The 24162-nt window shown below is 56.1% G+C and carries 15 protein-coding genes; 11 read left to right on the top strand and 4 right to left on the bottom strand.

What is annotated here, in order from left to right; all coding sequences use genetic code 11:
- The first annotated feature begins 548 nt into the window (after nucleotides 1-548).
- Nucleotides 549-1475: a cobalamin-binding protein gene (locus VGH19_02200; GenBank protein HEY1170157.1), complete on the top strand. Its 927-nt coding sequence runs from the start codon at nucleotides 549-551 to the stop codon at nucleotides 1473-1475.
- Nucleotides 1476-1684: 209 nt separating this feature from the next.
- Here VGH19_02200 and VGH19_02195 read toward each other — a convergent pair whose 3' ends face one another.
- Genes VGH19_02195 through VGH19_02185 form a run of 3 tightly spaced genes read right to left on the bottom strand, consistent with a single transcriptional unit; the run spans nucleotide 1685 to nucleotide 4075 of the window.
- On the bottom strand, nucleotides 1685-2167 hold the full coding sequence (locus VGH19_02195) for a DUF2062 domain-containing protein (protein HEY1170156.1): 483 nt from the start codon (nucleotides 2165-2167) through the stop codon (nucleotides 1685-1687).
- 3 nt (nucleotides 2168-2170) lie between these two features.
- Nucleotides 2171-2944, bottom strand: a complete 774-nt coding sequence (gene hisA, locus VGH19_02190) for a phosphoribosylformimino-5-aminoimidazole carboxamide ribotide isomerase (protein ID HEY1170155.1) — start codon at nucleotides 2942-2944, stop codon at nucleotides 2171-2173.
- A 54-nt stretch (nucleotides 2945-2998) separates the two neighbouring features.
- Nucleotides 2999-4075 (bottom strand): multiheme c-type cytochrome, encoded by a 1077-nt coding sequence (locus tag VGH19_02185; protein ID HEY1170154.1) that lies wholly within the window; start codon nucleotides 4073-4075, stop codon nucleotides 2999-3001.
- 159 nt (nucleotides 4076-4234) lie between these two features.
- On the opposite strand from VGH19_02185, the gene VGH19_02180 reads away from it, so the two are divergent.
- The 4 genes from VGH19_02180 to VGH19_02165 are packed head-to-tail and all read left to right on the top strand — an operon-like array spanning nucleotide 4235 to nucleotide 9752.
- The gene (locus tag VGH19_02180) at nucleotides 4235-5533 is read left to right on the top strand and encodes a 2Fe-2S iron-sulfur cluster-binding protein (GenBank protein HEY1170153.1); all 1299 of its coding nucleotides are present in this window, start codon (nucleotides 4235-4237) and stop codon (nucleotides 5531-5533) included.
- Entirely contained in the window at nucleotides 5533-7266 is a 1734-nt protein-coding gene (locus VGH19_02175) for a 4Fe-4S dicluster domain-containing protein (GenBank protein ID HEY1170152.1), read from the top strand. Before VGH19_02180 ends, VGH19_02175 begins: the two co-directional genes overlap by 1 nt.
- Nucleotides 7251-8087 carry a hypothetical protein gene (locus tag VGH19_02170; GenBank protein HEY1170151.1) on the top strand — a complete coding sequence of 279 codons (837 nt, stop codon included), beginning with the start codon at nucleotides 7251-7253 and terminating at the stop codon, nucleotides 8085-8087. Before VGH19_02175 ends, VGH19_02170 begins: the two co-directional genes overlap by 16 nt.
- Nucleotides 8088-8090: 3 nt before the next feature.
- Nucleotides 8091-9752, top strand: a complete 1662-nt coding sequence (locus VGH19_02165; protein ID HEY1170150.1) for a hypothetical protein — start codon at nucleotides 8091-8093, stop codon at nucleotides 9750-9752.
- A gap of 23 nt (nucleotides 9753-9775) precedes the next feature.
- Here the strand turns inward: VGH19_02165 and VGH19_02160 are convergent, their stop codons facing one another.
- Nucleotides 9776-11365 (bottom strand): heme-binding protein, encoded by a 1590-nt coding sequence (locus VGH19_02160; protein ID HEY1170149.1) that lies wholly within the window; start codon nucleotides 11363-11365, stop codon nucleotides 9776-9778.
- Nucleotides 11366-11631: 266 nt separating this feature from the next.
- On the opposite strand from VGH19_02160, the gene VGH19_02155 reads away from it, so the two are divergent.
- The 6 genes from VGH19_02155 (at nucleotide 11632) to urtB (ending at nucleotide 24159) form a co-directional block, all read left to right on the top strand.
- Nucleotides 11632-14211, top strand: coding sequence for a hypothetical protein (locus VGH19_02155; protein HEY1170148.1), 2580 nt, complete (start codon nucleotides 11632-11634; stop codon nucleotides 14209-14211).
- 7 nt (nucleotides 14212-14218) lie between these two features.
- On the top strand, nucleotides 14219-18046 hold the full coding sequence (locus VGH19_02150; GenBank protein ID HEY1170147.1) for a hypothetical protein: 3828 nt from the start codon (nucleotides 14219-14221) through the stop codon (nucleotides 18044-18046).
- A gap of 188 nt (nucleotides 18047-18234) precedes the next feature.
- Nucleotides 18235-19464: an NHL repeat-containing protein gene (locus VGH19_02145; GenBank protein HEY1170146.1), complete on the top strand. Its 1230-nt coding sequence runs from the start codon at nucleotides 18235-18237 to the stop codon at nucleotides 19462-19464.
- A 418-nt stretch (nucleotides 19465-19882) separates the two neighbouring features.
- Entirely contained in the window at nucleotides 19883-21142 is a 1260-nt protein-coding gene (locus VGH19_02140) for an outer membrane beta-barrel protein (protein ID HEY1170145.1), read from the top strand.
- A 42-nt stretch (nucleotides 21143-21184) separates the two neighbouring features.
- A complete protein-coding gene (urtA, locus tag VGH19_02135; protein ID HEY1170144.1) occupies nucleotides 21185-22414 on the top strand; it encodes an urea ABC transporter substrate-binding protein in 1230 nt (409 codons plus the stop codon).
- A gap of 71 nt (nucleotides 22415-22485) precedes the next feature.
- Nucleotides 22486-24159: an urea ABC transporter permease subunit UrtB gene (gene urtB, locus VGH19_02130; GenBank protein HEY1170143.1), complete on the top strand. Its 1674-nt coding sequence runs from the start codon at nucleotides 22486-22488 to the stop codon at nucleotides 24157-24159.
- Nucleotides 24160-24162 lie beyond the last annotated feature (3 nt).

The raw sequence follows: 24162 nt of genomic DNA, 5'->3' as shown, positions 1-24162 counted from the left end.
CATTGCTCTTTGACATAGTTCCTTGAGCCATCGTCGGACGATGGAGTTGGAAAGTTTTCAGTGTTCAGTTTTCAGCCCGGTTGCACCGGGAGGCGAACTGGGGCGCGCGAAGACCGATGACTCTGCTTTTGTCCAAGTCTGGCGTCTGTCCTTGATTTGAAAAATCGAGGACGACGACGAAGGACGAGAATGACGACGATTAGGCTATTGGAGTGGCTGGCGAGGGTCGGATCTGGTTGGTGTGGACTGGTGGCTAGAGTGCCGCAGGACAGGATGCTATCGCGGAGTGTCACACTGAACGGACGAGATGGGAAGGCGACTTCGGGGAACAAACTAATTTACGATTTAGGAAGGACGATTTACGAGTCTAAGTGTTTCCATATTCCTGCTCTTGGTGCGCGTTTGCCTGAAGGTTTAGTTTGGGACGGCGTGGAAGCCATCCTTACCAAGTGTGCGTTAATTCTGTCGCGTTATCCAGCATACGAGACGGTGTCGGTGGCGGATGGATTCTGTCTTGTTCATTTTAAGAAATGGGCGAAAGTGTGGTCGTGTCTCGGCCTCGTATAGTTTCGTTGCTGCCAAGCGCCACGGAGATCGTGGCGGCGCTGGGCTTGGGTTCGTATCTGGTGGGGAGGTCGCATGAGTGTGATTACCCAGAATCGGTCGAGGACTTGCCGGTGTGTTCGCGGGCGAATGTGAATACAGGGGCGAATAGCGCGGCGATCGATACGGAGGTGAAGTCACTCTTGGAAAAGGGGTTGTCACTCTACGGCATCGATCTGGACAAGTTGAAGGAGCTTAAGCCGACGCATATCATCACGCAGGCGCAGTGCGAGGTGTGTGCGGTGACGGTGGATGAGGTGGAGGAGGCGGCGCAGAGTTTGATGCCGTCGCAACCGAAGGTCATCTCGCTGTCACCAAAACGGTTCGCGGACTTGTGGACGGATATGGCGCAGGTGGCGAATGCGTTCAATGCGATGGAGGACGCGAAGCCGATCATCAAGGAATACAAGATGCGGTGTGTGGAGGTGATCGAGAAGGCGTGCCTGGTGAAGACGCGTCCGAAGGTGGCATGCATCGAGTGGCTGGATCCATTGATGGCGGCGGGAAACTGGGTGCCGGAGATGATCGAGCTGGCTGGCGGTGTCTCGCTGTTCGGTGAGGCGGGGAAGCATTCGCCGTGGATCAACTGGAGCGTGGTGCAGGAGCATGATCCAGAAATCATTCTGGTGATGCCGTGCGGTTTCGATCTGGAGCGGACGCGGGCGGAGGTGAATTCATTGATCAAGCAACCGCACTGGAACGATCTGCAGGCGGTGCAGAAGGGCAAGGTGTTCATGATCGATGGAAACAGTTACTTCAACCGGCCGGGACCGCGCTTGGTGGATTCGCTGGAGATATTGGCGGAGCTGCTGCATCCGGATCAGTTCGAGGCGAAGTATGAGGGAGTGGGGTGGGAGAAGTTTGTGGTCTAATGGCCACAAAAGCCGGTTGCACCGGCGGGCCAATGATGGGGGGGATCGAACATTGATAGAGAAGGGAAACGTTCAACGTCCAACGCTCTACTTTTAACGTTCAGAGATTGAAGGGGGAATAGGTTTTATGGGGCTGAAGAGGCTAATCCGAGCATGGGTACGCAGAAATTGGAGGTTAGTTCCGCCTCGTTATCCCGCATGCGGGACGGCTACGAGACAGAGTAGGGTTCTTCCAGGGGATGGCGTTTGCGGTAGCTGCTGATGATCGCTTTGGTGATGAAGAAAGTGATGGTGGAGATGGGCAGGGAGAAGACAATGGAGCCGAGCAAGAGCGGTTCGCCAACTTTCAATATCGTTGTCCAGCTTAACCACTCATGCGGGCTCAGGTCGTTGGTATTCATATCAGGTGGAAAGACGTGCGGATTCGACAGCAGCCAGTAGCCGATATTGTATTCCAAGCGGAAGAGGAAGGGCATGAATGGTAGCAAGACATCATGCAGAGTGACGGCGATGACGGTGGCGAGGATGTTCGCCCGACACAACCACGCGAGGCCGATAGCGAGCAGGGTCTTTAAGCCGATCAACGGTGTGAAGCCGAAGAAGAATCCGATGGCGATGCCGCCAGCGATGGCGTTCGGTGTGTCGCGAATGGCGAGAAGCTTGAGCGAATGCCGTTTGAGCCACTCGCGCATGGGTCAGGAAGTTTTCGCGGCCTGTTGATGATTGAAGGCGACGCAGTCAGCGTAACGCACGCCGTTGCCACCAAAGATATCGAGCGCGGAACCGATGGTGAGGTCCACGCGACCGTTACTGGCTTGAGCGACTTGTTGCAGGTCTTCGAGAGATCTTGCGCCACCAGCGTAGGTGGTGGGAATGGGCGTCCATTGTCCAAGGCGTTTCACGAGTTCCAGATCGACACCTTGGCAGAGGCCCTCGACATCGACGGCGTGGATGAGGAACTCATCGCACGATTGGGCGAGGGTTTGCAATGTCTCCTTAGTGACGCGCAAATCGGTGAACTTCTGCCAACGATCGGTTACGACGAAGTATTCGCCCGCACGGATGCGGCAGCTTAAATCGAGGACGAGGCGGGACTTTCCGACGATCTGGATGAGTTCGGCGAGACGGGCTTCATCAAGGCGGCCATCGCGAAAGACCCAGGACGTGACGATGACGTGGGAGGCCCCGGCATCGAGGTAGCTGCGGGCGTTGGTGGCGTTGATGCCACCACCGACGTGGAGTCCACCAGGATAGGCAGCGAGGGCTTCCTTGGCGGCGGCTTCGTTGCCCGTGCCGAGCATGATGACGTGACCGCCCTTGAGATTGTCGCGTTTATAGAGTTCCGCGTAAAAAGAACTGGGACGTTCGGAAACGAAATTCGTACGCAAGCCAGCGCCGCTGTCAGAGAGCGAGCCGCCGACGATCTGCTTCACTTTCCCATCGTGTAAATCAATACAAGGCCGAAACACGAGTGAACGGTAGAGGCTGAACGGTGAGACGTCCAGTGGTGGTTTAGGGTGGGATCAGAGTTTGGCGGCTAGAGCGTCGAGCTCTTTGGCAAAGTTCTCGGCCTTGAAATCTTCGAGAACTTGGGCGGAAGCGAACAGCTTCTTGAGCGAATCATCCAAGCTCTTGGCAACATTCTCGGGCAACGCAGCACTGAGGCGATCGAGCGCGAGGACAAGCCGTTCAGCGCGGCGGGCAGCGAGTGGCTGGGAGGTTTTGCCAGAGAAGTCAGCCTTGAGAGATGCGAGGCGTTTCAAGAGCTGGCGCGTTTGTGTCTCGTTCCACTCGGCATCAGAAGTTTCCTTGGCAAGCTGGTCGGCGATGCGATGGATCGTTTCCAGATTGGAGCGGCTGGTGTCATCGGAAAGCGTCACGAGATGGTCAGCGGTCTGTGAGACCACGCGGCTTTGTTGCACGAGCCACTTAACAGCTTGCCAGCGAAGCACGAGAGTTGGGTTGGGAGTTTTCTCGCGTAACAACTGTGCGGTCATCTCACGCAGGGCGACAGCCTGGCCGGTGAGCCATGCCTGACCGCGATGGTAATCGGGCTTCTCTTGCCAATGGCGGGGTTGCGATTGGGTCTGGCCATCGAGTTCGAAAATCAATTCCGGGTGACCGGCTTTCAACAAATCAGACGAGATACTCTGGTGGCAGGCGACACAGCTGTTCGCGCGAACGTAAAGGTTTTGCAGGTCGCGCATACCTGTGCTGACCCGCTGAGCGTGGGAATAATCCGGTCGCGTATGAGATAGTTTCCAATTGCTGGCCGCGCCATGGCAAGACTCACAAGAGACGCTCTCCATCGCTGAAAGCGGTGTTTCGACAAGGTTCGCGGGCAGTGCGTGAAAAGGCGCGTGACAGGAAGTGCACTGCAAGTTTTTCGTCGCATCACCCAGCTTGAGATCCTCAGCCATGCGTGCGGAACGGGCTGTGGTTAAAGTGGAAAATGCTTTCGAATGCGGATCGGCGTGCTTCCAATATTGAAACTGAAAGCGTTTCGGATCGGCACCGCCGTGGCATCCTGCTGTGCTGCAAATCTCTGCTCCTGCAAACCTGGCAGGCACATTCTCTGCGGCCCTCAAGGCAGGCGTCATCAGTAGGAAGCTGCCTGCTAAAATCCCATTCGTGAGAAGATTAGAAACGGCATCTCTTCTGCTGTGATTGTAAAGGTTTGTAAATATGTGAATGGAACGCAACATAAGCATTTACTTGCGTTGAATGCAGTTGTTAAAGCATGTGCCTGTTGATTGCAAATGAATCCCGCTGAAATCGAAAATACACTGCAAGCCGGGTTCGCAAGCGCCGTCGGATGGTTGTTTCTCGGCGGCTTGGGATTGCATCTGATCCTGCAAGTCATCGCCAAGTTGAGGAGCCTCAACTGGCAACGCGAGCAGGAAGCGCTGGCTCGTGAGAAACTTCGCTGGGAGATCAAGTCTGCGAGCGCACAATACGTCGAGGCGCAGAAGAACATCGCTGCCTGGAACGGCTTCCGGAAATTCAAGGTCGCACAAAAGCAGTTTGAATGCGCGGGTGTTTTTTCGTTCTTCCTGGTGCCGCACGATGGCAAACCGTTGCCCCCGTTCAAACCGGGACAGTATCTGACTTTTCAGCTCAATATCCCCGGCCACGACAAGCCGGTAGTGCGTTGTTATTCGATCTCGGACTCGCCCTTTCATAACAATTACTACCGCGTTACCATCAAGCGCGAGCCAGCGCCTAGGGACAAGCCCGGCGTGCCGGCGGGTCTCGCTTCCAGTTACTTCGTGGACAAACTGCGCGAGGGGGACATTCTGGATGTCAAAGCGCCCGCAGGTCATTTCTATCTGGAGATGAACCAGCCGCAACCGATCGTCCTGCTGTCAGGCGGTGTGGGTATCACGCCGATGTTGAGCATGATGAATGCCATTATCGAAAGTGGTTCCAAGCGCGAGGTGTGGTTCTTCCACGGTGCGCGCAATCGCATGGAGCATATCCAGCGCTCCTATCTCATGGAGATCGCCGGGCAGCATGATAATATCCACATCCACATCTGTTACAGCCAGCCTACGGCAGAAGATGTGCAAGGTCTTAACTTCCAGCATAACGGACGCCTTACGATCGATTTGCTGAAACAACTGCTGCCGTCGAACAACTACCAATTCTACCTGTGCGGCAATGGCGCCTTCATGCAAAACCTGACGGAAGGTCTGGAGGCATGGGGTGTTCCTGAGGCTGCGATCCATTTTGAAGCGTTCGGTCCGGCTTCTGTGAAGAAGAAGGCCGCTCCTGCGCCTGTAGCAGTGATGCTCGGTGCGCCGCAACCGCAGGTCACCTTCGCGAAGTCAGGAAAATCGTTCGCGTGGGAACCGGCTTCCCTGAATCTTCTGGATTTTGCGAGAGATAAGGGCATTCGTCTGGACTCTGGTTGCTGCGCAGGCAGTTGTGGCAGTTGTCTCGTGGCGATCCAGTCCGGGGCGGTGGAGTATTTGAAAACGGCGGATTCAAGTGTAGAGCAGGGCAGTTGCCTTACTTGCATTTGCCGTCCGCAAGGTGACCTCGTCATTGACGCCTGATGCTTGATACCTCCCATTTCGTCGTAGACCGGCCGCAGCGTTGGGACGCTGCGTTCGATCCCGATATCACCAACGAGGATGTCGACCGGCTGCTGGCCGTGGCACCTTTCAATCGCATGAACCCGGAAGCCTTTCCGCGCCGGGTGCCATTGCGTCAGATCTTGAAGAACGATTGTCGCATCCGGCGGTTTTCCCGCGGTGAGATCGTCGTGCGTGAAGGTGATTACGGCACGTCGGCGTTTCTCGTTCTTAAGCGCTCTTTAAAAGTGGTCATCTCACCCGATCTGCCCGCTGAGATTTTGGGCCGCCGGACTGAGGAGCGGAAAAGCTGGTGGGATGCCTTGGCTCAACTTTGGCAAAACCCGCGCGATCCGGAGGTGCGGCGCAAAGCCCAGCTGGCACGCGATCATCGTGTGGGAGCCCGCACGGGCCGTGATCAGCAGGTACGCATCTTTTTGCAAGATGTCCCCGCTATTCTGGACGAGCATCGCACCGCATCTTTACTGGCTGGAGATATTTTTGGTGAGATCGCCGCCCTGAGCCGCATGCCGCGCACGAGTTCCGTTTTTGCCGAACACGATGGCACGGAATTGCTGGAGATACGCTGGCAAGGCTTGCGTGACTTGATGCGTTTCGACAGCGCGTTGCGCGAGCATATCGAGAAGAATTATCGCGAACGCACCTTGGCGGCGCACTTGCGGGAAATGCCGATCTTCCGGCAGTTGCCGGACGAGCGACTGCAAGAAGTCATCGCGCAAACCCAATTCGCCACCTACGGCGAATATGAGTGGAGCGGTGATTACAAGCGCATGGCGCAATCAGGCGCCTTGTCACCTGAGAAAGAGCCGGTGGTGGCGCAGGAAGGTGATTATCCGAATGGTGTGGTGCTGGTGCGTGCGGGTTTTGCCCGGCTTAGCCAGCGTTACGGCAGCGGTCATCGCACAGTGAATTATCTTGGTGCCGGTCGTGAATACGGTTTGCGTGAGATCGCGCACAATTGGCGGAACAAGGAAAACCCGGTCACCTTGCAACACAGCCTGCGCGTGATCGGTTACGCCCATCTTATCGTCATACCGACCATCGTGATGGAGAAGGTGGTTCTGCCCAGCGTGCCGCAGGAGGAGCTGCCGCCGGTTTATCAAGCGGAAGAATTGATCGGGCAGCGCGAGACGGTGAAAGCATCGGATGCCGGCGCCAAGCTGGGTGCTGAGCTGATGGAATTCCTCACGGAGAACCGTTATTTCAATGGCACGGCCACCATGGTCATCGAGATGGATCGCTGCACGCGTTGCGATGATTGCGTCCGTGCCTGTGCTGCCACCCATGATAACAATCCGCGGTTTCTGCGCCATGGACCGATTAGCGGCAATGTGATGGTGGCCAATGCCTGCATGCACTGCGCGGACCCGGTCTGCATGATCGGCTGCCCCACTGGAGCGATTCACCGGACGAACATTGGTGGTGAAGTGGTCATCAACCAGGCGACCTGCATCGGTTGCAATGCCTGTGCGAATAACTGCCCCTATGAAGCCATCCGCATGGTGGAGATACGCGATGAATCCGGCGCTTTCATGGTGGATCAGGAATTGAAGCCGATCTTGAAAGCGACCAAATGCGACCTCTGTTCCGAGCAGTTGACCGGCCCGGCCTGTGAACGCGCCTGTCCTCACGGGGCATTGCGCCGCATGAACATGAACGACCTTGATCTTTTTGCCAAATGGCTAAGGCGGTAACCAGTTTCATCAAGCGACGTCAGACAAACACGCTGGTCCTGCTCATCGCAGGTATCGCGTTGTTGCTCTTCTATCACTTTTTTGGATTCCGTTTCCCGCGCATCACCTTTGTTTCCGGCTGGGTATTGTTGCTCCTGATGGTGCTGCTCACAGCGTATAACGGTCGTAAAAAATTGCCGTTCCTGCCCATGGCCAGTTCGGAGACATGGCTGCAGATACACATCTATGCGGGATTGCTGGCCGCTCTGGTCTTCGGTGTGCATCTGCGTTTTCGCCTGCCCACAGGTGTCTTTGAATCATGGCTGGCGTTGCTGTTCGTGCTGGTGACGTTGAGCGGCATTGGCGGGTTGTGGTTGAGCCGGGTCTTGCCCAAGCGGCTGACCAGCACCGGGCAGGAAGTGATTTTCGAACGGATACCTTTTGAGCGTCGCGCCTTGCAAGAAAAGGCGCGGAAAATCGCAGTAGACTCGGTGGGGAAAACAAAGGCGACGACCATTGCTGATTTCTACACTGCGGAACTGGACGCTTTTTTTACCCGCCCGCGTTATCTATTGGAGCATCTGGCTGGCTCGGATATCAAGTTCAGCCGTCTCTTACGGCACACTGTGGAGTTAAACCGTTTCTTGGGGGAAAACGGTCGGGCAGAGATGGAGCAGATCATCCAGCTTTTGCACGCCAAGCATCGTTTGGATCATCACTACAGCTTGCAGCTCGCGCTCAAGCTTTGGTTGTTCATCCACATTCCTTTGACCTACGGATTGCTCGTGTTTTCGGCCTTACACGTCGCATTGGTGTATGCCTTTAGCAGCGCGGCGGGATAAAAGATGGATCGCGGAAATTCCAACCAGGACAATAAGAACTACGTTCGCCCCAACCAGAAATGGGAGTGCGGCTGGACGTGTGATGGCTGGGCGTGCCGCGTCGGTCCGTCCGCTAAGGGCGAATGCCGTGCCACCTTTGAATGCCGTCCCGTTTTGGAACGCAAAGAGGGCGAGGAAAAAGGGCGTTGGCGTTGTTCCCGTCCATCTGAACATGGCGGACCTTGTGAGCATGGTCCCACACCGGATGGCAAATGCTGCCGCCCCATTCCCAAATGCGAGCCCAAGCGGAGTCTGCGTGCCAAGCGTGCCTTGCTCTGCTGGCTGACGGTGACGTTCTGCTTTGGCATCTTGCTGGTTCTGGGGACGAGTTCGAAATTGCGGTGGAAATTCCTTTCCCCCGGCAAGCTCTCCACCGCGCATCAGAGCGAGGCGTTCAAGCGGATGGAGCGGGAACATTTCGGCAAAAACGAGAACGGTTGTGCCGGCTGTCACGGAGCCGCGCGCAACGACAATCCAGGCTGGTTGCAACACGCCTTCAAGGCTTCGCCATCACCCTGGAATGTGGTGGATGCCGTCACCTTTGACCACCGGTCGCTCACCAAGGTGGATGCCTCATGTGCTACCTGCCATCGCGAACATACCTTCCACCAGCCGAACCTGACTCATGATTATTCCTGCTCCGCCTGTCATGTGGAGCATCGTGGTCAGGGGCGTATCTCGCCCCCGGCGGATACGCATTGCATCGCCTGTCACGGGGATGCCAAGGATATGCTGGCCGCGAGTGAACTGGGAAAGAATCTGCCGCCCGATCGCTTTAAATTCCATCAGCAAGGTTTGCTGGCCAATTTCGTCACGCCACGTCCGCCGGAAGGTTACACGCAGGTCATCCGTAATTTTCATAAGGATCATCCTGAGTTTCAGATCCATCGGGAAAAGGTGAAGGACCCGAATTCATTGCGCTTCAATCATGCCGCGCATTTCGGTACGGATATACCCAGGCTGAACGGCCGCAATCTGGATTGTGCCAGCTGCCATCAGCCGGATGCTTCGGGCATGCGATTTGCACCTATCAACTTTGAACAGCATTGCCAGAGCTGCCATTCGCTCCAGTTCGATCCGAAAAATCCACAGCTTCAATTACCACACGGAGATACCGAGAGCGTGCGTGCTTTCCTGCGCAGTCTGCCCCGTCAATATGCTGACTTGGCTGCCCGCAAAGGCATGACGCGCACGGAAGACCAAAACAATTTCTCCCAAGAGCAGTTGAAGGCATTACGCCAATTATTCCCGACTGGTGAAGAGTTGGAGAAGTCCGTATTGTTGACAGGGGACCGTAATAATGTGGCCGGTGGTGCGACGACAACTCAACGCGGTCATTTCGTCGGCTGCGTGTATTGCCACACGGCGAGCGTGACAGAAGCAGGTTTGCCGATGATGCAGAAGCCCATCATTCCGGACCGGTGGATGACGCATGCGCGGTTCAATCATCAACCGCACGCGCACATGGCCTGCACAGAGTGCCATCCAGCACAGAGCAGCCGTTTGACGTCAGATATTTTGCTGCCCCGCAAGGACAACTGCATCTCCTGCCATAGTCCGAAAGGCGGCGTGCCGAACTCGTGCGTCACCTGCCACGGCTATCATAATTTCCCGGCGAAACCATGAACCGCGCCGAACATCAGCGGAGATCAGAGCGCGGGGTTGCGGGGGAATTTCACAAAGGGCAATCGCGCCCCGCGATGAATCGTGCGATCGGCGCGAATGGCCTCGGGCGGCAGAAAAATTCCATTAAGGGCAGCGGCACCGGCAGCAGCTACGAGATCGTCTTGGTCAATACCATCACCGCTCACACCGATGGCGCCGATCAAGACGCCATTGCGATAGAGCGGTACACCGCCCGCGAAGATCGTGATGCCATTAGGCAGATTGCCGTTGGGTTCGCCGGGTGTAGTGCCTGCATCGGTGGTGACCACTGCGCCATTCAGGGGATTGGTGACGTTTTGCGGGAAGAGGGAGAAGCGTTCCTGCAAAGAACGAAAGATGCCTTCAGTCGTACCATCGATGCCCGGCGGATAATGCCTTTGTGCCATGAAACCGACCGTGCGCGTGGAGTAAGCACGCGTGCCGCTGGAGAAGAAGAGCGCTGTGCGGGCCTTCTGCACCGAGACATCCCAACTGAACCGCGTGGCATCGGGCGAGGTGCCGTAACTGCCGAGCACCACAGGCGGCTGGCCGGGCGAGTTAGGATTGTTCACCACGGAGATGAAGCACTGCATCTGGCTGCCCCGTGGCAAACGGATGCCCGCGCGGGTGGTGCGGGCTTTCTCTGCGGCAGCGACCAAAATGGCCGTGACTTCGGGAGCGGTGAGCCGGGCTTCGCCACTCGGCAGAGCGACTGCGGACGGATCAGCGATGATGGGGTTGCGCAATTCACCAGTCGTTCCTCCCAAGCTGGCCGTGGGGAAAACCAGTGCCGGACTGGCAACGACGGGGTAAGCGGCGAAGTTCACCCCAATGCCTCCGAGTGGAGTGATCGTCCCAAGGCTAGTGCTGGATTCTACGTAAGGAATGCGGATTCCATCGATGAACACGCCCGAGCCACGGATCTCGCTGGCGGGTGCGAAACCGACCTGACCGGCCAGCGCGACATCTTCATCTACATCCGCAGCGAGGACCGTTTGCGGTGTGATGTCCGTGGGGCCATCGCCATCACCGGCTACACCGACGCCGCCGATCAGCAAGCCACCGGCATACAATGGAACGCCACCCGCTGTGCCCGCAAGACCACCCGTGACGGGCGTGGGTACTACGGCACCATTCGTGCCGCTGGGAGGACCCGGCACAAAGGTTCCGGGATCTTTGAAACGGTTGATGTCCGAGAAGGGCAGGTTGGAAAAGTTCACTCCCACCAGTGGACCGGGTGGACGGTTCAAAACACCGGGTGGGAAATTTTGCTGCACGATGAAACCTGCCGTGCGCGTGGTGAAGGCGTGCTGGTCACTGCTGAGAAAAGCCGCCGTGCCCGCCTTTGCGATGGCATTAGCGACAAGATTCGTGAACGCCGCCGTGGTAGGCGTGGTGCCGTTCACACTCCACACGCCGAGCACGTAGCCTTCACGATCGGTCACGGCGATCACACTGTTCGGCGAGACTTGCGCCGCGCGCGTCACGGCTTGCGCGAGCACCGTTTGCACTTGTCCCACGGTCATCGCGGCCTGGCTGGTGAACGCGAACGCCAGGCAGCCGCATATTGTTGGGAAGAGCAATTTTCGAAACATGAGAGTGCCGTATGGCGAGAGCATAATAATTGCCACTCGCAGATTCGGCAAGTGTGCTGGAAAATTTATACACCTAAAATCGCCATTGATGGTAGGGCCCGTCTGTCCTCAGCGGGCCGTGGTACGAACGCAAATACGACTGAGGAATTGCTTGAGACTGTTTTCGGTCGTCAGCTAGTCGCTTTACAAAATCGTTACATTCATGGCTTCGGCGGCGGCCCGCTGAGGACAGACGGGCCCTACCATCGTTGGAGGGAGTGCCTCGCATGAGCCTTCGCCCTTCATCTTGTTCGAACGCGCGCGTTTGTGTGACGCTGGCGGGAGTGATTGCGGCTTCGAGCGCCTTGGCGGCGGATAAACCTGTCTCTGCGACTTGGACGCAATCCGCCACGAACCAGTTCACCGGCAAAGTTTCGCCCTATCGCGAACTGATCGTGGCGCCACCTGCGTTGTCATCTGATGTGTTTTCACCAGACCCGGTTTGGGTGGCTCCGTTCCCGGCTGCCACGCTGTACCGTGAGCGACCGGCATTTATTCCGCGCATTGATCTGAGCTTTGGTGTGCCGATGTCGCCGGAGAAGTTCAATCCCGATCCCGCCGCCGAACCGCTCGAATTGCCTTTGCGTCCATCGGACGGTCCTTTGCGCCCGGTGATCCGTGAAACCGGTTCACCCGCACCGCAAGCGCCCACACAATTCAATCCCGATCCCGGCGCGGTGAACAAACCACCGGCAGAACCCTATTTCCGCGATGATCCCCGCGTTCCGCCGATGTTCGGTGAAGAACCTTTGCCGGGTAATCTGGCTTTGCCGCGTGAGCCGGTGAGATTGTTTGAAGTGCTCCCGTTCATTCCACCGACGATCTTCGGTTGGGAACCTTTGCCCGAAGCATTTCGGCTCCCACGCGAGTCCGTCCGGCGGGTGACATTGGAGCCTATTGAAAGCAAGGCGATTCCTTACGGCGATGAGCCATTGCCAAAAGAACTGCAGTTGCCTCGCGGCGATCTATGGCGCGTTCTGCCAACGCATCCGCATTTCTCGAGCAATGGTTTGCGTCATGATCCCAACGCAGTCGTACCGCCAAACACGGACGTAAAAGAAAACCGTTGGCGCGTTCCTTTCACCCCATGGCGACGCTACACCAGCGGTGACATCGAGACGCCTTACCAGAACGAGCGCCCGTATCTCTGGCATCCTTATCGGCAAAGTTATCTGAAGGGTGATTCGCCCATCATCGGTCAGGACATCTTCATGAATTTGACGGCTTCCACACTCACTGAAGTGGAAGCACGTCGCATTCCTGTGCCCAGCGGCATCAGCGCGGCCTTGCCGGGAGCTGCGGAGTTTTTTGGACGCGGTGAACAGCTCTCCATCCAAAACAACATCTCGTTCGCGATTGATCTGTTCAAAGGTGAAACCGCATTCAAGCCCGTGGAGTGGCTGGTGCGCCTGCAACCGGTCTTCAACATTAACCACGTCTATACCAAGGAAGTGGGCGTGGTCTCGCCTGATGCGCGTGGTCATTTGGCTGGTGGACCAGAGAACAATCAGCCACCACCGAACAATGGTGGCGTGGTCAATCCCGGCGACATCGATGCCATCCTGAATGGCCAGGTGGTGAACGGTGGCAATCTGACCGGTGAAAAGAACACCGTGCGCACTCGTGATCACTGGGCGCTACAAGAAGCGTTCGCTGAGATCCACGTTGCCGACCTCACGGATAACTACGATTTCATCGCGTTCCGCGGTGGTAATCAGACGTTCATCAGCGATTTTCGCGGCCTGATATTCAATGACACGAATCTCGGTTTTCGTTTGTTCGGCAACGCATGGAACAATCGCATCCAATATAACGCCATCGGGTTCGACATGCGCGAGAAGGACACGAACTCGGACCTGAACACGTTCGATGCGCGCAATCAGCAGGTGGTCATCGGCAACGTGTATTGGCAGGATTTCTTGTTCAAGGGTTATACGGCTCAACTCAGCTTTCACGCAAACCTTGACCAATCAGACGTCCACTATGATCGCAATGGCGGCATCGTGCGTCCGGCTCCGCTTGGTTCCGTGCGCCCGCATGATGTAAATGCCTATTACCTCGGCTGGGCAGGGGATGGTCATATTGGTCGCTGGAATGTTTCCCACGCACTTTACTACGCCTTCGGTGAAGATGAGTTCAACGGTCTCGCTGGACAACAGACGGACATCTCCGCTTGGATGGGCGCGTTGGAAGTCTCCTATGATCGCGACTGGCTACGCTACAAAGCTTCGGTGATCTACGCCTCGGGTGACAATGACGCGGATGATGGCAATGCGAATGGCTTCGATACCATCGTGGACAATCCGAACTTCATCGGCGGTCCGTTCAGCTTTTATGTGCGCCAAGGTTTCAATCTCGGCGGCACCTTGGTAAACCTGAAACAGCGCAACAGTCTGGTGCCGAACTTGCGCACGAGCAAAACGCAGGGACAGGCGAACTTTGTGAACCCCGGCGTGTTCATCGCAGGACTTGGCTTGGAAGCGGAAGTGACACCGAAGTTGAAGGCGTTCGGCAATGCGAATTACATCCGGTTTGTGGCGATGGATACGATCAAGACAGCCTTGCTCACGGACAAGATCGATCACGAACTGGGTTGGGACTTGAGCGTAGGTGTGCAGTATCGTCCGTTCCTGACAGACAATGTGATTCTCTCCACAGGCTTTGGCGTGTTGATTCCGGGCCGTGGCTATAAGGATATTTACAAAACGAACCCGGAGCCGGTGCCGGGTTTTGGCTCCGTGAGCAATCGCGGTGAAGTGGACAGCTTTTTATACAGCGCCGTGCTGGCGCTGACTTTGACTTATTAAATTTACCATGAAACAGATGAGATTCCTTCTGGCATGGCTGGTGATGGCGATCGCCTTCTCCGGATCGTTGTGGGCTGTGGAAGTGAGCACAGGCTACGGACCGCCGATCTCCGTGCCGCTTGAATTCCCGAAAGAGCCGCGTGCCTTGCCGCCCATCAACTGGGTCGATCAACCGCGTGATGCGGCGCACTTGAAGAGTCGTGGTTGCATCGAATGCCATAAAGGCTCGGACAATCACACGATGCATAAATCTCCCAACGTCGTACTCGGCTGCACGGACTGTCACGGTGGCAATCCCGCTCCCGGACTGACGATGCGGAAGGCACATGTGGAACCTCGCTTTCCAGAACTCTGGGTGACGTCAGCCAATCCGAATGATTCCTCCGTGTTGCTGAATCAGGAATCGCCGGAGTTTGTGCAGTTCGTGAATCCGGGTGACTTGCGCGTAGCGGACAAGGCGTGCGGTTTGTGCCATCAGAAGGAAGTGAAAGATGTCGGCCACAGCATGATGCGGCATGGTGCGATGCTCTGGGGCGCGGCGCTCTACAACAACGGCAGCACACCGAATAAGAATTATCATTACGGCCAAGCCTATGGACCGAACGGAGTGCCGTTGCGCTTGGTGAATCCCACACCCGTGACACCGGAAGATACGAAGTATCACGGCATCGTGCCGTTCCTCGATCCGTTACCGCGTTTCGCGCTCAGCCAGCCGGGAAATATCCTGCGCATCTTCGAGAAGGGCGGAGAGAAGCAATTGCAACTCGGTGTGCCGACAGTGACAGAGCCACCAGGCAAGCCTTTACGCCGGTTGTCTGATCGCGGATTGGGTACGCTGAACCGCATCGACCCGGTATTCCTCAACTTGCAGAAGACACGTTTGCACGATCCGTTGCTCGATTTCATGGGCTCGAACAATCATCCCGGTGACTACCGTTCCAGCGGTTGCACAGCGTGTCATGTGGTGTATGCGAATGACCGTTCACCCACGCATTCCAGTTGGTATTTCAAGTATGGCCACCAAGGGCTGAGCTTCAGCGGGGATGAATCCATCCGCAAGAATGAGCGCGGGCATCCGATCAAGCACGAGTTCACACGCGCCATCCCGACGAGCCAGTGCATGAATTGCCACATGCACCAGGGCAATCTCTTCGTGAACCCGTACCTTGGCTACACCTGGTGGGATCAGGAGAGCGATGGCGAACACATGTATCCGAAGAAGCAGAAGAATCCGACGGATGCCGAAATGGTGAATGCCGTTCGGAAGAATCCCGAGGCAGCGGCTGCGCGCGGCTTGTGGGGCGATCTGGATTTCTTGGAGAAGGTGGCAGAACTAAATCCGAAACTGAAACACACGCAGTTTGCCGATTATCACGGCCACGGCTGGATCTTCCGTGCGATTTTTAAGAAGGACCGCAAAGGCAACATGCTGGATGAGAATGATAAAGTGGTGGATCCTGAAGATCCGCATAAATTCTCCAAAGGAGTTCACTTGAAAGACATCCACTTGGCGAAGGGCATGCACTGCGTAGACTGTCATTTCGAGACGGATGTACACGGCAATGGTAATCTCTATGTAGAGCCGCGTGCCGCGACGACCATCGAGTGCATTGATTGCCACGGCTCGGTGAGCCAACGACCAACGCTGATCACTTCGGGTAATGCCGGGAAGATTGATCTGAACCACAGCACAACAGCGTGGGGCCCACGTTTTGTCCGCGAAGGCAAGAAGCTGTATCAACGCAGCAGTCTTTCGCCAGATGTGCGTTGGGAGGTGCCGCAGACGGCGGATGTGGTAGATCCTCAATCTGAGCGTTACAACGCGAAAGCGGCTTTCGCCAAGACACTGCGCCTGGACGGTAAGAACTGGGGCAGCGTGCCGGAACCGAAATCCTGTCCGGATCAGCTCGCGCATGATAACAGCAAGATCACGTGCCAAGTGTGCCACACCTCATGGGCCACGAGTTGCTTCGGTTGCCACTTGCCGATGAAGGCGAATCAGAAGGTGGCCTTGAACAAGTTCGAGGGCATGACCACGCGCAATTACACCTCTTATAATCCACAGGTGGTGCGGGATGATGTGTATATGCTGGGCGTGGACAGCACGGTGAAGAGCAATCGCATGGCCGTGTTACGGTCATCGAGTGCGGTGGTCGTCGGTTCACAGAACCAGAATCGTGAGTGGATCTATTCGCAGCAGCAAACCGTGTCGGCGGAAGGCTACAGCGGGCAGGCATTCAATCCGCATTTCCCACACACAACGAGCGGTGTGGGCACGACGAAGAATTGCACGGACTGTCACGTGGCGAAGGATAATGACAACAACGCGATCATGACGCAGTTGCTCGGCTTCGGCACGGGCACGGTGAATTTCTTCGGTCGCTATGCGTATGTCGGTGCGGGCAAGGACGGCTTGCACGCAGTGGTGTGGACGGAGCAAGAGGAACCGCAAGCGGCCATCGGCAGCAACCTGCAACGGCTGGCATATCCGGATAACTTCAAGGCGCATACGGAGAAAAACAAAGGTGAGTTGAAAGAAGCGCATCACCATCACGCGCACGAGATACTCGATCTGACCTTGCGCGGGGAATATCTCTACACGGCGAATGGGCCGGGCGGGTTTGGGGTGTTTGATGTGGCGAACATCGATCACAAGGGATTCTCCGAACGCATCGTGACGTCACCGGTTTCGCCGCTGGGACAGAAGACCTATGTGCGCACGAAGTATGCAACCTCTGTGACCTTGCCTAGCACGCTGGGTATCGATCCCTTGCGAGAACGCCTGCCGGAGAATGAGGAGCAACCGATCAGCCTGAGTTATGGCTCGGTGTATGTGACGGATAAAGAAGAGGGTTTGGTGGTCGTGTTCGTGGGCACGTTGGTAGATGGAAACCCTTCCAATAACTTCTTCCGCGAGAGCGATGTGACGAAGTTCAATCCTGACGGTAAACTTACAGGTGCGATGCATAGCTTCATGGCAGGACATAACCTGTATGTCGTCAGCGAGAAGGGATTGTTCGTGGTGGATGTGAGCAAGCCGAGCGCGCCGAAGCTCGTGGGGGAATTGACGGCGGGCTTGAATTCGCCGAAGGCCATCGCGGTGCAGTTCCGTTACGCGTTTATCACGGATGCGGAGGGATTGAAGGTGGTGGACATCACGAATCCGGTGACGCCGAGTCTGGTGACAGGCGCACAGGTGCCGATGAAATCAGCCGGGCGACTCTATGTGGCGCGGACGTACGCTTATGTGCCGAATGGAGCGGAGGGCTTGGCGATCATCGATATCGAGAACCCTACGAAGCCACGCTTGGAAATGGCTTACACGGCGGAAGGGCAGTTGAACGATGTGCGCGCGGTGCAGATCGGGTCGGTGAATGCCTCGATGTTCGCGCTGGTGGCGGATGGGAAGAACGGGTTGCGCGTCATCCAGCTGATCTCGCCGGAAAACGTGCCGCAACACATGGGCTTCAGCCCAAAACCGAATCCAAAACTCATCGCCACGTATCACACGCATGAACCGGCGATTGCGGTGTCGCGAGGGTTGGATCGGGATCGCGTAGTGGATGAATCGGGCAACCAGACGGTAGTGTTTGGTCGGCGCGGTTCACGTCCGTTCAATTACGAAGAGATGATGAAGTTCCTGCGACATGCGCCGAAGGATGGTGGCGCGCGCAGCACGGGTGAGCCTTACTATGTGGAAGATGTTTACATGCGCGAAGGCAAGCTGGTGACTAAGGCAGGTGCAGAGGTGAAGCCGACGTTGGCAGCGGAACGGCAGCCTGAGCCGGTGATGATGAAGCCTATGGCGGAGCGTTTGATGCGGCGAGGACGGTGATTGGTGTGGAGTGAATTATAATGATGAGATGGATGCGACATGGCGGTTGTGATGAGGTGGGCGCGCTCACCTCTCACCCCGGCCCTCTCCCCGTTGAGGGGAGAGGGGTAACATTTGTACGCCGTGTTCTTAAATCACGCGTGTGGGTGTGCGGGAATCTGTATGCCGTTTGTTTGTTGATTCTGCTGATGGCTGTTTCGCTGCAAGCACAGGATGCCGTGACGACTCTGAATCCGGGTGACGGTTCTCCTGGGTATGTGAATGGGCCTTTATCGGCGGCGAAGTTCAATGATCCGGCGGGGTTGGTGTTTGATGCGCAGGGGAATCTGTTCGTGGCGGATTCGCGAAATCATGTTATCCGCAAGGTGGCGATGGATGGGACTGTGTCGTTGTTAGCGGGGACGGTGGGACAGGCAGGCTTTGCGAATGGCAGCGGATCAGGAGTGAAGTTTGATACGCCCTTCGGACTGACGATTGCAGGGGATGGTGCGCTGCTCGTGGCGGATACGGGGAATCATATCTTGCGTCGTGTGGCGATGAACGGTGCGGTCACGACATATGCAGGTTTGGCAGGAACGCCGGGAAATACGAATGGGCCTCTATCGCAGGCGCGGTTTCATTCGCCGTTGGGATTGAAGCGGGATGCGGCGGGAAATGTGTGGGTGGCGGATAGCGGGAGTCACACGATTCGAAAGATCACTTCAACCGGGATCGTAGAGTTGGCTGCAGGCACGCCTGATGTTTGGGGGGCAGTGGATGGAGCGGCGGCGAGCGCGAAGTTCAATGGGCCGGTGGATGTCGCGGTAGCGGCAGATGGACGCGTGTTCATCTCGGATGGGTTCAATCACGTCATCCGTTGCTTGGGAACGAATGGAATGGTGACGACATTAGCTGGGCAGACGGGTGTGGCTGATTGGACGGATGGGCTAGGCTTTCAAGCGCGATTCTGGAATCCGGCCGGGTTGGCATTTGATCACGCAGGGAATCTGTATGTGGCGGATTCGCGTAACCATGTGCTGCGAAAGATTACGCGGGATGGGATGGTCAGCACCGTGAGCGGATGGGGGCGGCAGGCGGGTTTGATGGATGGCGTGAATGGGGCGGGGAAGTATTTCAATCCTTACGGGCTGGCTTTCGATGCGAAGGGAAATCTGGTGGTATCGGACAGTTATAATCAAACGCTCCGACAAGTGTTTGTGCCATTTACTGTTAGAGTAGAAGCGAATGTCAATGTGAGGCAGATCAAATGGAGTGGAGTGATCGGGCAACGCTATCAATTACAGTATAAAACTGCGTTGGATTCGAGTGCGTGGTTAAATTTAGACACCCCTGTTTTGGCGAGCACTCAAGAAATCACGGTAATGGATGCTTCGGGGACGGAACGACGGTTTTATCGAGTATTAAAGGTTTCTCCGTAGGTGACTGACATTTCCCGAGTTGTGTGAAGGTTTGTAGGTGATTGCGGCACTATATTTCCCTAACAAAGTTGGAAGTGGTTTTGATTAACGATGGCTGTTGAAAAGGGGTTGTAGATTTTTGCTCACGTTGGGTAAGGAGTGTACGCAGCGTTTGGTAGGGAAAGGGGTGTTACAATCATGTTACATTCTCAAGAGAGGTATGAAACCCATGCGTTAGAATCCTTAATGTTTTAATGCGCGTGAAAATTTCCCAATAAATTCGAGGTTTTTAGGTTGGTTATGAAGCGCTTGGTGTGTGCGGATGAATTTCTTTCATTTGAAAGGCGGGGATTTCTTAAGGGTTGGCATCACCCACGCTAAAGAGCGCTTCACTGGTTCGTGCGTCACGAACTGATTTACGCCAAGTAAAAACCAACCTATGAAATACAAGCGACTAAAGAGTTCTACTCTCAATGCGTGTTTAGCGGCGGCGGTTCTCGCCTTGATCCCTACACTCAGCGTGAAAGCTGAATCGGCTCCTGAAGGCAGCAAACGCCTGGAAAAGCTGGAAAAGGAAAATGACATCCTGAAGAAACGCCTCGAAGCCTTGGAAGACCTCGCTGTGAAAGAAGGTTTGGTTGCCAAGGGTGACGGTGCGGGTTCGGTGAAGGCGCTGGGTGACATCACCATGACAGGTTTCGTGACGGCCTCCTACTTCTGGGATACGGCTGACAACGAAGCGGGCAACGTGGTGGGCAACGTCTGGAACAATAACAACGGTTCCTTCTCCATCAACAAGGTCAAGCTGACCCTCGCCAGCGCGCCCGTCGAGGCGAGCGGTGATGAATTTGATTTCGGTTACAAAGTCTCCCTCATCTTCGGTGAGGATGCGCCCATGGTGAATACCGGCGGTGCGGTGCAGGGCTTCGATGAACTGCGCGAGGCTTATGTGGAAATGAACGTGCCGATCGGCACGGGCTTGAACGTCAAAGCCGGTCAACTCATCTCCCTGCTCAACTATGAGTCGGGTGATGGTGGTGCGGTGAATGACAACTTCTCCCAGGGCTACCAGTGGTTCTTCACGGGTAACGGTCCTTCAGCCGGCGTGCAGCTCGGCTATGCGTTCACCGAGAAGGTGGACTTCAAGGTCCGCGTGCAGAACGGCATGTATGCCGGTCCGGTGGATGGCAACATCAACAAGGCTGTCATGGGTGCCATCGGTATCAAGCCGACGGACAAGCTCTGGTTCAGCCTGATCGGTTTCAGCAGCCGTGAAGGTGCTGGCTCCGTGCGTGGCGGTTCCTTGCTCGCTGGCTTCAAGGCCACGGACAAGCTCGGCTTCGGAACGGAACTCGATTACTTCGACTTCGACGGCACGGGTGTCGGCGGTTCTACGCTGACCTCAGCGGGTCTGTGGATGTCCTATGCCTTCACTGAAAAAGTGGGTTTGGGTGTCCGTGCGGAATATCTGAATGATTCCGAAGGTGCTGGTACAGCGGGCGTTGGTCCTGCCGGTTTCGCGTTCGCGGCCAACGCTGGCCAAGAGATTCAGAGCATCGCTGTGACGTTGAACATCAAACCGGTGCCTTACATCAAGATTCAGCCTGAAGTCCGTTTCGACAACTCGTCGCTCGGCAATGCGTTCGGCACGACCTCCAGCCGCTTCCTCGTGGGCGCGGGCATCTCTTACCTGTTCTAACCTTAACTTAATACCAACTTAGAAATCGCAATTATGAAATCGATGTTTGGAAAACTCCTCTGCGGTGCAGCCGCCACGATGATGGCGTTCAGCGCCGCTGCGGCTGATACGGTGAAAGTGGGCATCCTCCACTCCCTCTCCGGCACGATGGCGATCAGTGAAACGTCTCTGAAAGACGTGTTGCTCTTCACCTTCGACGAGATCAACAAGGCTGGTGGCGTGAAAGTGGGCGGCAAGCCCTACATGATCGAGCCTGTGGTAGTCGATCCCGCCTCCAACTGGCCGCTCTTCGCCGAAAAAGCCAAGCAGCTCCTCGAGCAGGACAAAGTATCTGTCGTGTTCGGTTGCTGGACCTCGGTGAGCCGCAAGTCCGTGCTGCCCGTGTTCGAACAGGCCAACGGCCTGCTCTTCTACCCGGTGCAGTATGAAGGCGAAGAACTCTCCAAGAACATCTTCTACACCGCTGAAGCTGTGAACCAGCAGGCCATCCCGGCTGTTGATTACATGCTCGGTGAAGGTAAAAAGAAGTTCTACCTCCTGGGTTCTGACTACGTCTATCCCCGCACGACGAACAAGATCCTCAAGCAGTATCTGAAGCTCAAGGGCATCCCTGACTCGGATATCGAAGAGATCTACACGCCGTTCGGTCACACGGACTATCAGACCATCGTGGCGTCCATCAAGAAGTTCGCCGCTGGTGGCAAAGCCACGGTGATCAGCACCTTGAATGGTGACACGAACGTGCCGTTCTTCAAAGAGTTCGCCAACGCTGGCCTGACCTCTGAAAACTGCCCGGTGGTTTCGTTCTCCATCTCGGAAGACGAATTCCGCGGTCTGCCTGCCAAGGAATTGGCCGGTCACCTCGGCTGCTGGACGTACTTCATGTCCGTCAAGTCTCCGGAGAACACCAAGTTCGTGAAGGACTTCATGGCCTGGATCAAGGATCCGAAAGTCACTGGCTCCAGCTACAAGGTCTCCGGCATCGATGCCAAGGGCCGCGTCACCTGCAGCCCGATGAACCTCTCCCGCATGGGCGTTTACCTCTGGAAGCAAGCCGTCGAGAAGGCGGACAGCTTCGAAGTGGACAAAGTGCGTCCGGCTTTGATCGGCCAGAAGTTCAAGGGACCGGCTGGTGATGTGACGATGCAGGAAAACCACCACTTGGTGAACAACGTGTTCATCGGTGAGACCCTGCCGAACGGCCAGTTCAAGATCATCAAGACGTTCAACGGCGTGGCCGCTGAACCCTTCAGCGCGAAGTTCCTGAAGTAAAAGTCGTAAGTTAGTTCCTCGGGGAGGCGGGCTGGTGCAGGCCCGTCTCCCCAACTTGCCAAAAGAATAAGATGCGATTCCTAAGATTTTTCCTCCTGTCAGCAGTTGCTTTTCTTCCGTTCTTTTCCATCGCCCAAGCCGCCTCCAGTCCCCGCACTGCACTGGTGGAGGCGATCTTGAGCGAGGATGCCAGCCAGCAGATGGAGATGGTCAAGAAGCTGGCCGATTCAAACGAACCGATAGTTTCCCAAGTCCTGACCGCCTGGCGTTTGAGCGAAGTTTTTATCTATGAGGCGGATGATAAAAAAATTCCCTTTCTTCTCGATCCCCAGTTGAACAGTGATGGCGCGGCCAAAGGAGCGCGGATCGCTGACGGTGAGTTCATCAAAGATGCCGAAGGCAAACAGATATGGTTCGTGCAGACGGAGCTGACGCCTGCGGATACGAATTCCAAGCTCCGCAAGGCGATCAAGACCACGCTCGATTTCTTCTCCCTCGCCGATGAAAACCCCAAGGTGCGTCGTGATGCGACGATCAAGCTCGGCCAGGAACAGAACTTGGAATATATCCCGAATTTCGAAGCCAAGCTGACGAAGGAGACGGACAAAGAAACGATTCGCGCGCTGAAAGAAGCGATCGCGCTGACGAAGCTGAATGAAGAGAAGTCAGAGACCCGTATCACGGCACTCAAGGATTTGGCGACGTTGCAATCGATCAACTCGATGAACTTTCTCGATGAGTTCCTCAAGAAAGCGAAGGCGGATGGAAAGGTATATACGGCAGATGAAGTCCGGCAGGCTGAGGCGACGATTGATAGCATCAAGAATCACATCGCCGTCGGTAACTTTGTCGGCACAACCTTCCGTGGTTTCAGCACGGCGGCGGTGTTGCTGATCGCTGCGTTGGGGTTGGCCATCACGTTCGGTTTGATGGGTGTCATCAACATGGCACACGGAGAGATCATGGCGGTGGGTGCTTATACGGCCTTTGTCACGCAGAACCTGTTCAAGAGCTGGTTCGGAGCTACGGGTGGCAAGTTCGATTCCTACTTCATCGTGGCCTTGATCATGTCGTTCTTCACCGCAGCCATCGTAGGACTGATCCTTGAGCGCGGCATCATCCGGTTTCTCTACAAGCGTCCGTTGGAATCATTGCTGGCGACCTGGGGTGTGAGCCTTGTGCTGCAACAAATCTTCCGCAGTGTGTTCGGTGCGGCGAACGTGCAGGTGGGTTCGCCGAGTTGGTTGAGCGGCAGCTTTGTCGTGAGTGACATCCTGTTCGCTTACAACCGCATCTTCGTGATCGTGTTCGCGGTATCCATCGTTTACGGCACGTATCTGTTGCTGACCAAAACTTCGCTGGGCTTGCAGATCCGGGCGGTGATGCAGAACCGCAACATGGCTTCCTGTATCGGTGTGCGCACGGATCGCGTGAACATGATGACGTTTGCGTTCGGCTCTGGTCTGGCGGGTATGGCGGGTGCGTGTATGTCGCAGCTCGCGAATGTCGGTCCGAGCCTTGGACAGAACTACATCGTGGATTGCTTCATGGTCGTGGTGCTGGGTGGCGTGGGCAATCTAGCTGGCACTGTGTCTGCTTCCATGGGCGTGGGGGTGACGAATCAGATTCTCGAGCCGTGGTTGGGCGCAGTGCTGGGCAAGATCTTGGTCTTGGGCGGCATCATCCTGTTCCTGCAATGGCGTCCGTCTGGTCTGTTCGCAACCAAGAGCCGCAGCTTGGATTGATCA

It is taken from the genome of Verrucomicrobiia bacterium (genome assembly GCA_036405135.1).
Classification (GTDB): Bacteria; Verrucomicrobiota; Verrucomicrobiia; order Limisphaerales; family JAEYXS01; genus JAEYXS01.
Note: the sequence above shows the minus strand (reverse complement) of the source record. Positions and strands in the feature narration are given on the sequence as shown.

What these genes read in the sequence shown, in the direction of transcription:
- urtA (HEY1170144.1), top strand. Translation starts at nt 21,185, where the DNA reads ATGTTTGGAAAACTCCTCTGCGGTGCAGCCGCCACGATGATGGCGTTC.
- VGH19_02145 (HEY1170146.1), top strand. Translation starts at nt 18,235, where the DNA reads ATGGCTGTTTCGCTGCAAGCACAGGATGCCGTGACGACTCTGAATCCG.
- urtB (HEY1170143.1), top strand. Translation starts at nt 22,486, where the DNA reads ATGCGATTCCTAAGATTTTTCCTCCTGTCAGCAGTTGCTTTTCTTCCG.
- VGH19_02155 (HEY1170148.1), top strand. Translation starts at nt 11,632, where the DNA reads ATGAGCCTTCGCCCTTCATCTTGTTCGAACGCGCGCGTTTGTGTGACG.
- VGH19_02180 (HEY1170153.1), top strand. Translation starts at nt 4,235, where the DNA reads ATGAATCCCGCTGAAATCGAAAATACACTGCAAGCCGGGTTCGCAAGC.
- VGH19_02140 (HEY1170145.1), top strand. Translation starts at nt 19,883, where the DNA reads ATGAAATACAAGCGACTAAAGAGTTCTACTCTCAATGCGTGTTTAGCG.
- VGH19_02185 (HEY1170154.1), bottom strand. Translation starts at nt 4,075, where the DNA reads ATGACGCCTGCCTTGAGGGCCGCAGAGAATGTGCCTGCCAGGTTTGCA.
- VGH19_02195 (HEY1170156.1), bottom strand. Translation starts at nt 2,167, where the DNA reads ATGCGCGAGTGGCTCAAACGGCATTCGCTCAAGCTTCTCGCCATTCGC.
- VGH19_02170 (HEY1170151.1), top strand. Translation starts at nt 7,251, where the DNA reads ATGGCTAAGGCGGTAACCAGTTTCATCAAGCGACGTCAGACAAACACG.
- VGH19_02165 (HEY1170150.1), top strand. Translation starts at nt 8,091, where the DNA reads ATGGATCGCGGAAATTCCAACCAGGACAATAAGAACTACGTTCGCCCC.
- VGH19_02175 (HEY1170152.1), top strand. Translation starts at nt 5,533, where the DNA reads ATGCTTGATACCTCCCATTTCGTCGTAGACCGGCCGCAGCGTTGGGAC.
- VGH19_02160 (HEY1170149.1), bottom strand. Translation starts at nt 11,365, where the DNA reads ATGTTTCGAAAATTGCTCTTCCCAACAATATGCGGCTGCCTGGCGTTC.
- VGH19_02150 (HEY1170147.1), top strand. Translation starts at nt 14,219, where the DNA reads ATGAAACAGATGAGATTCCTTCTGGCATGGCTGGTGATGGCGATCGCC.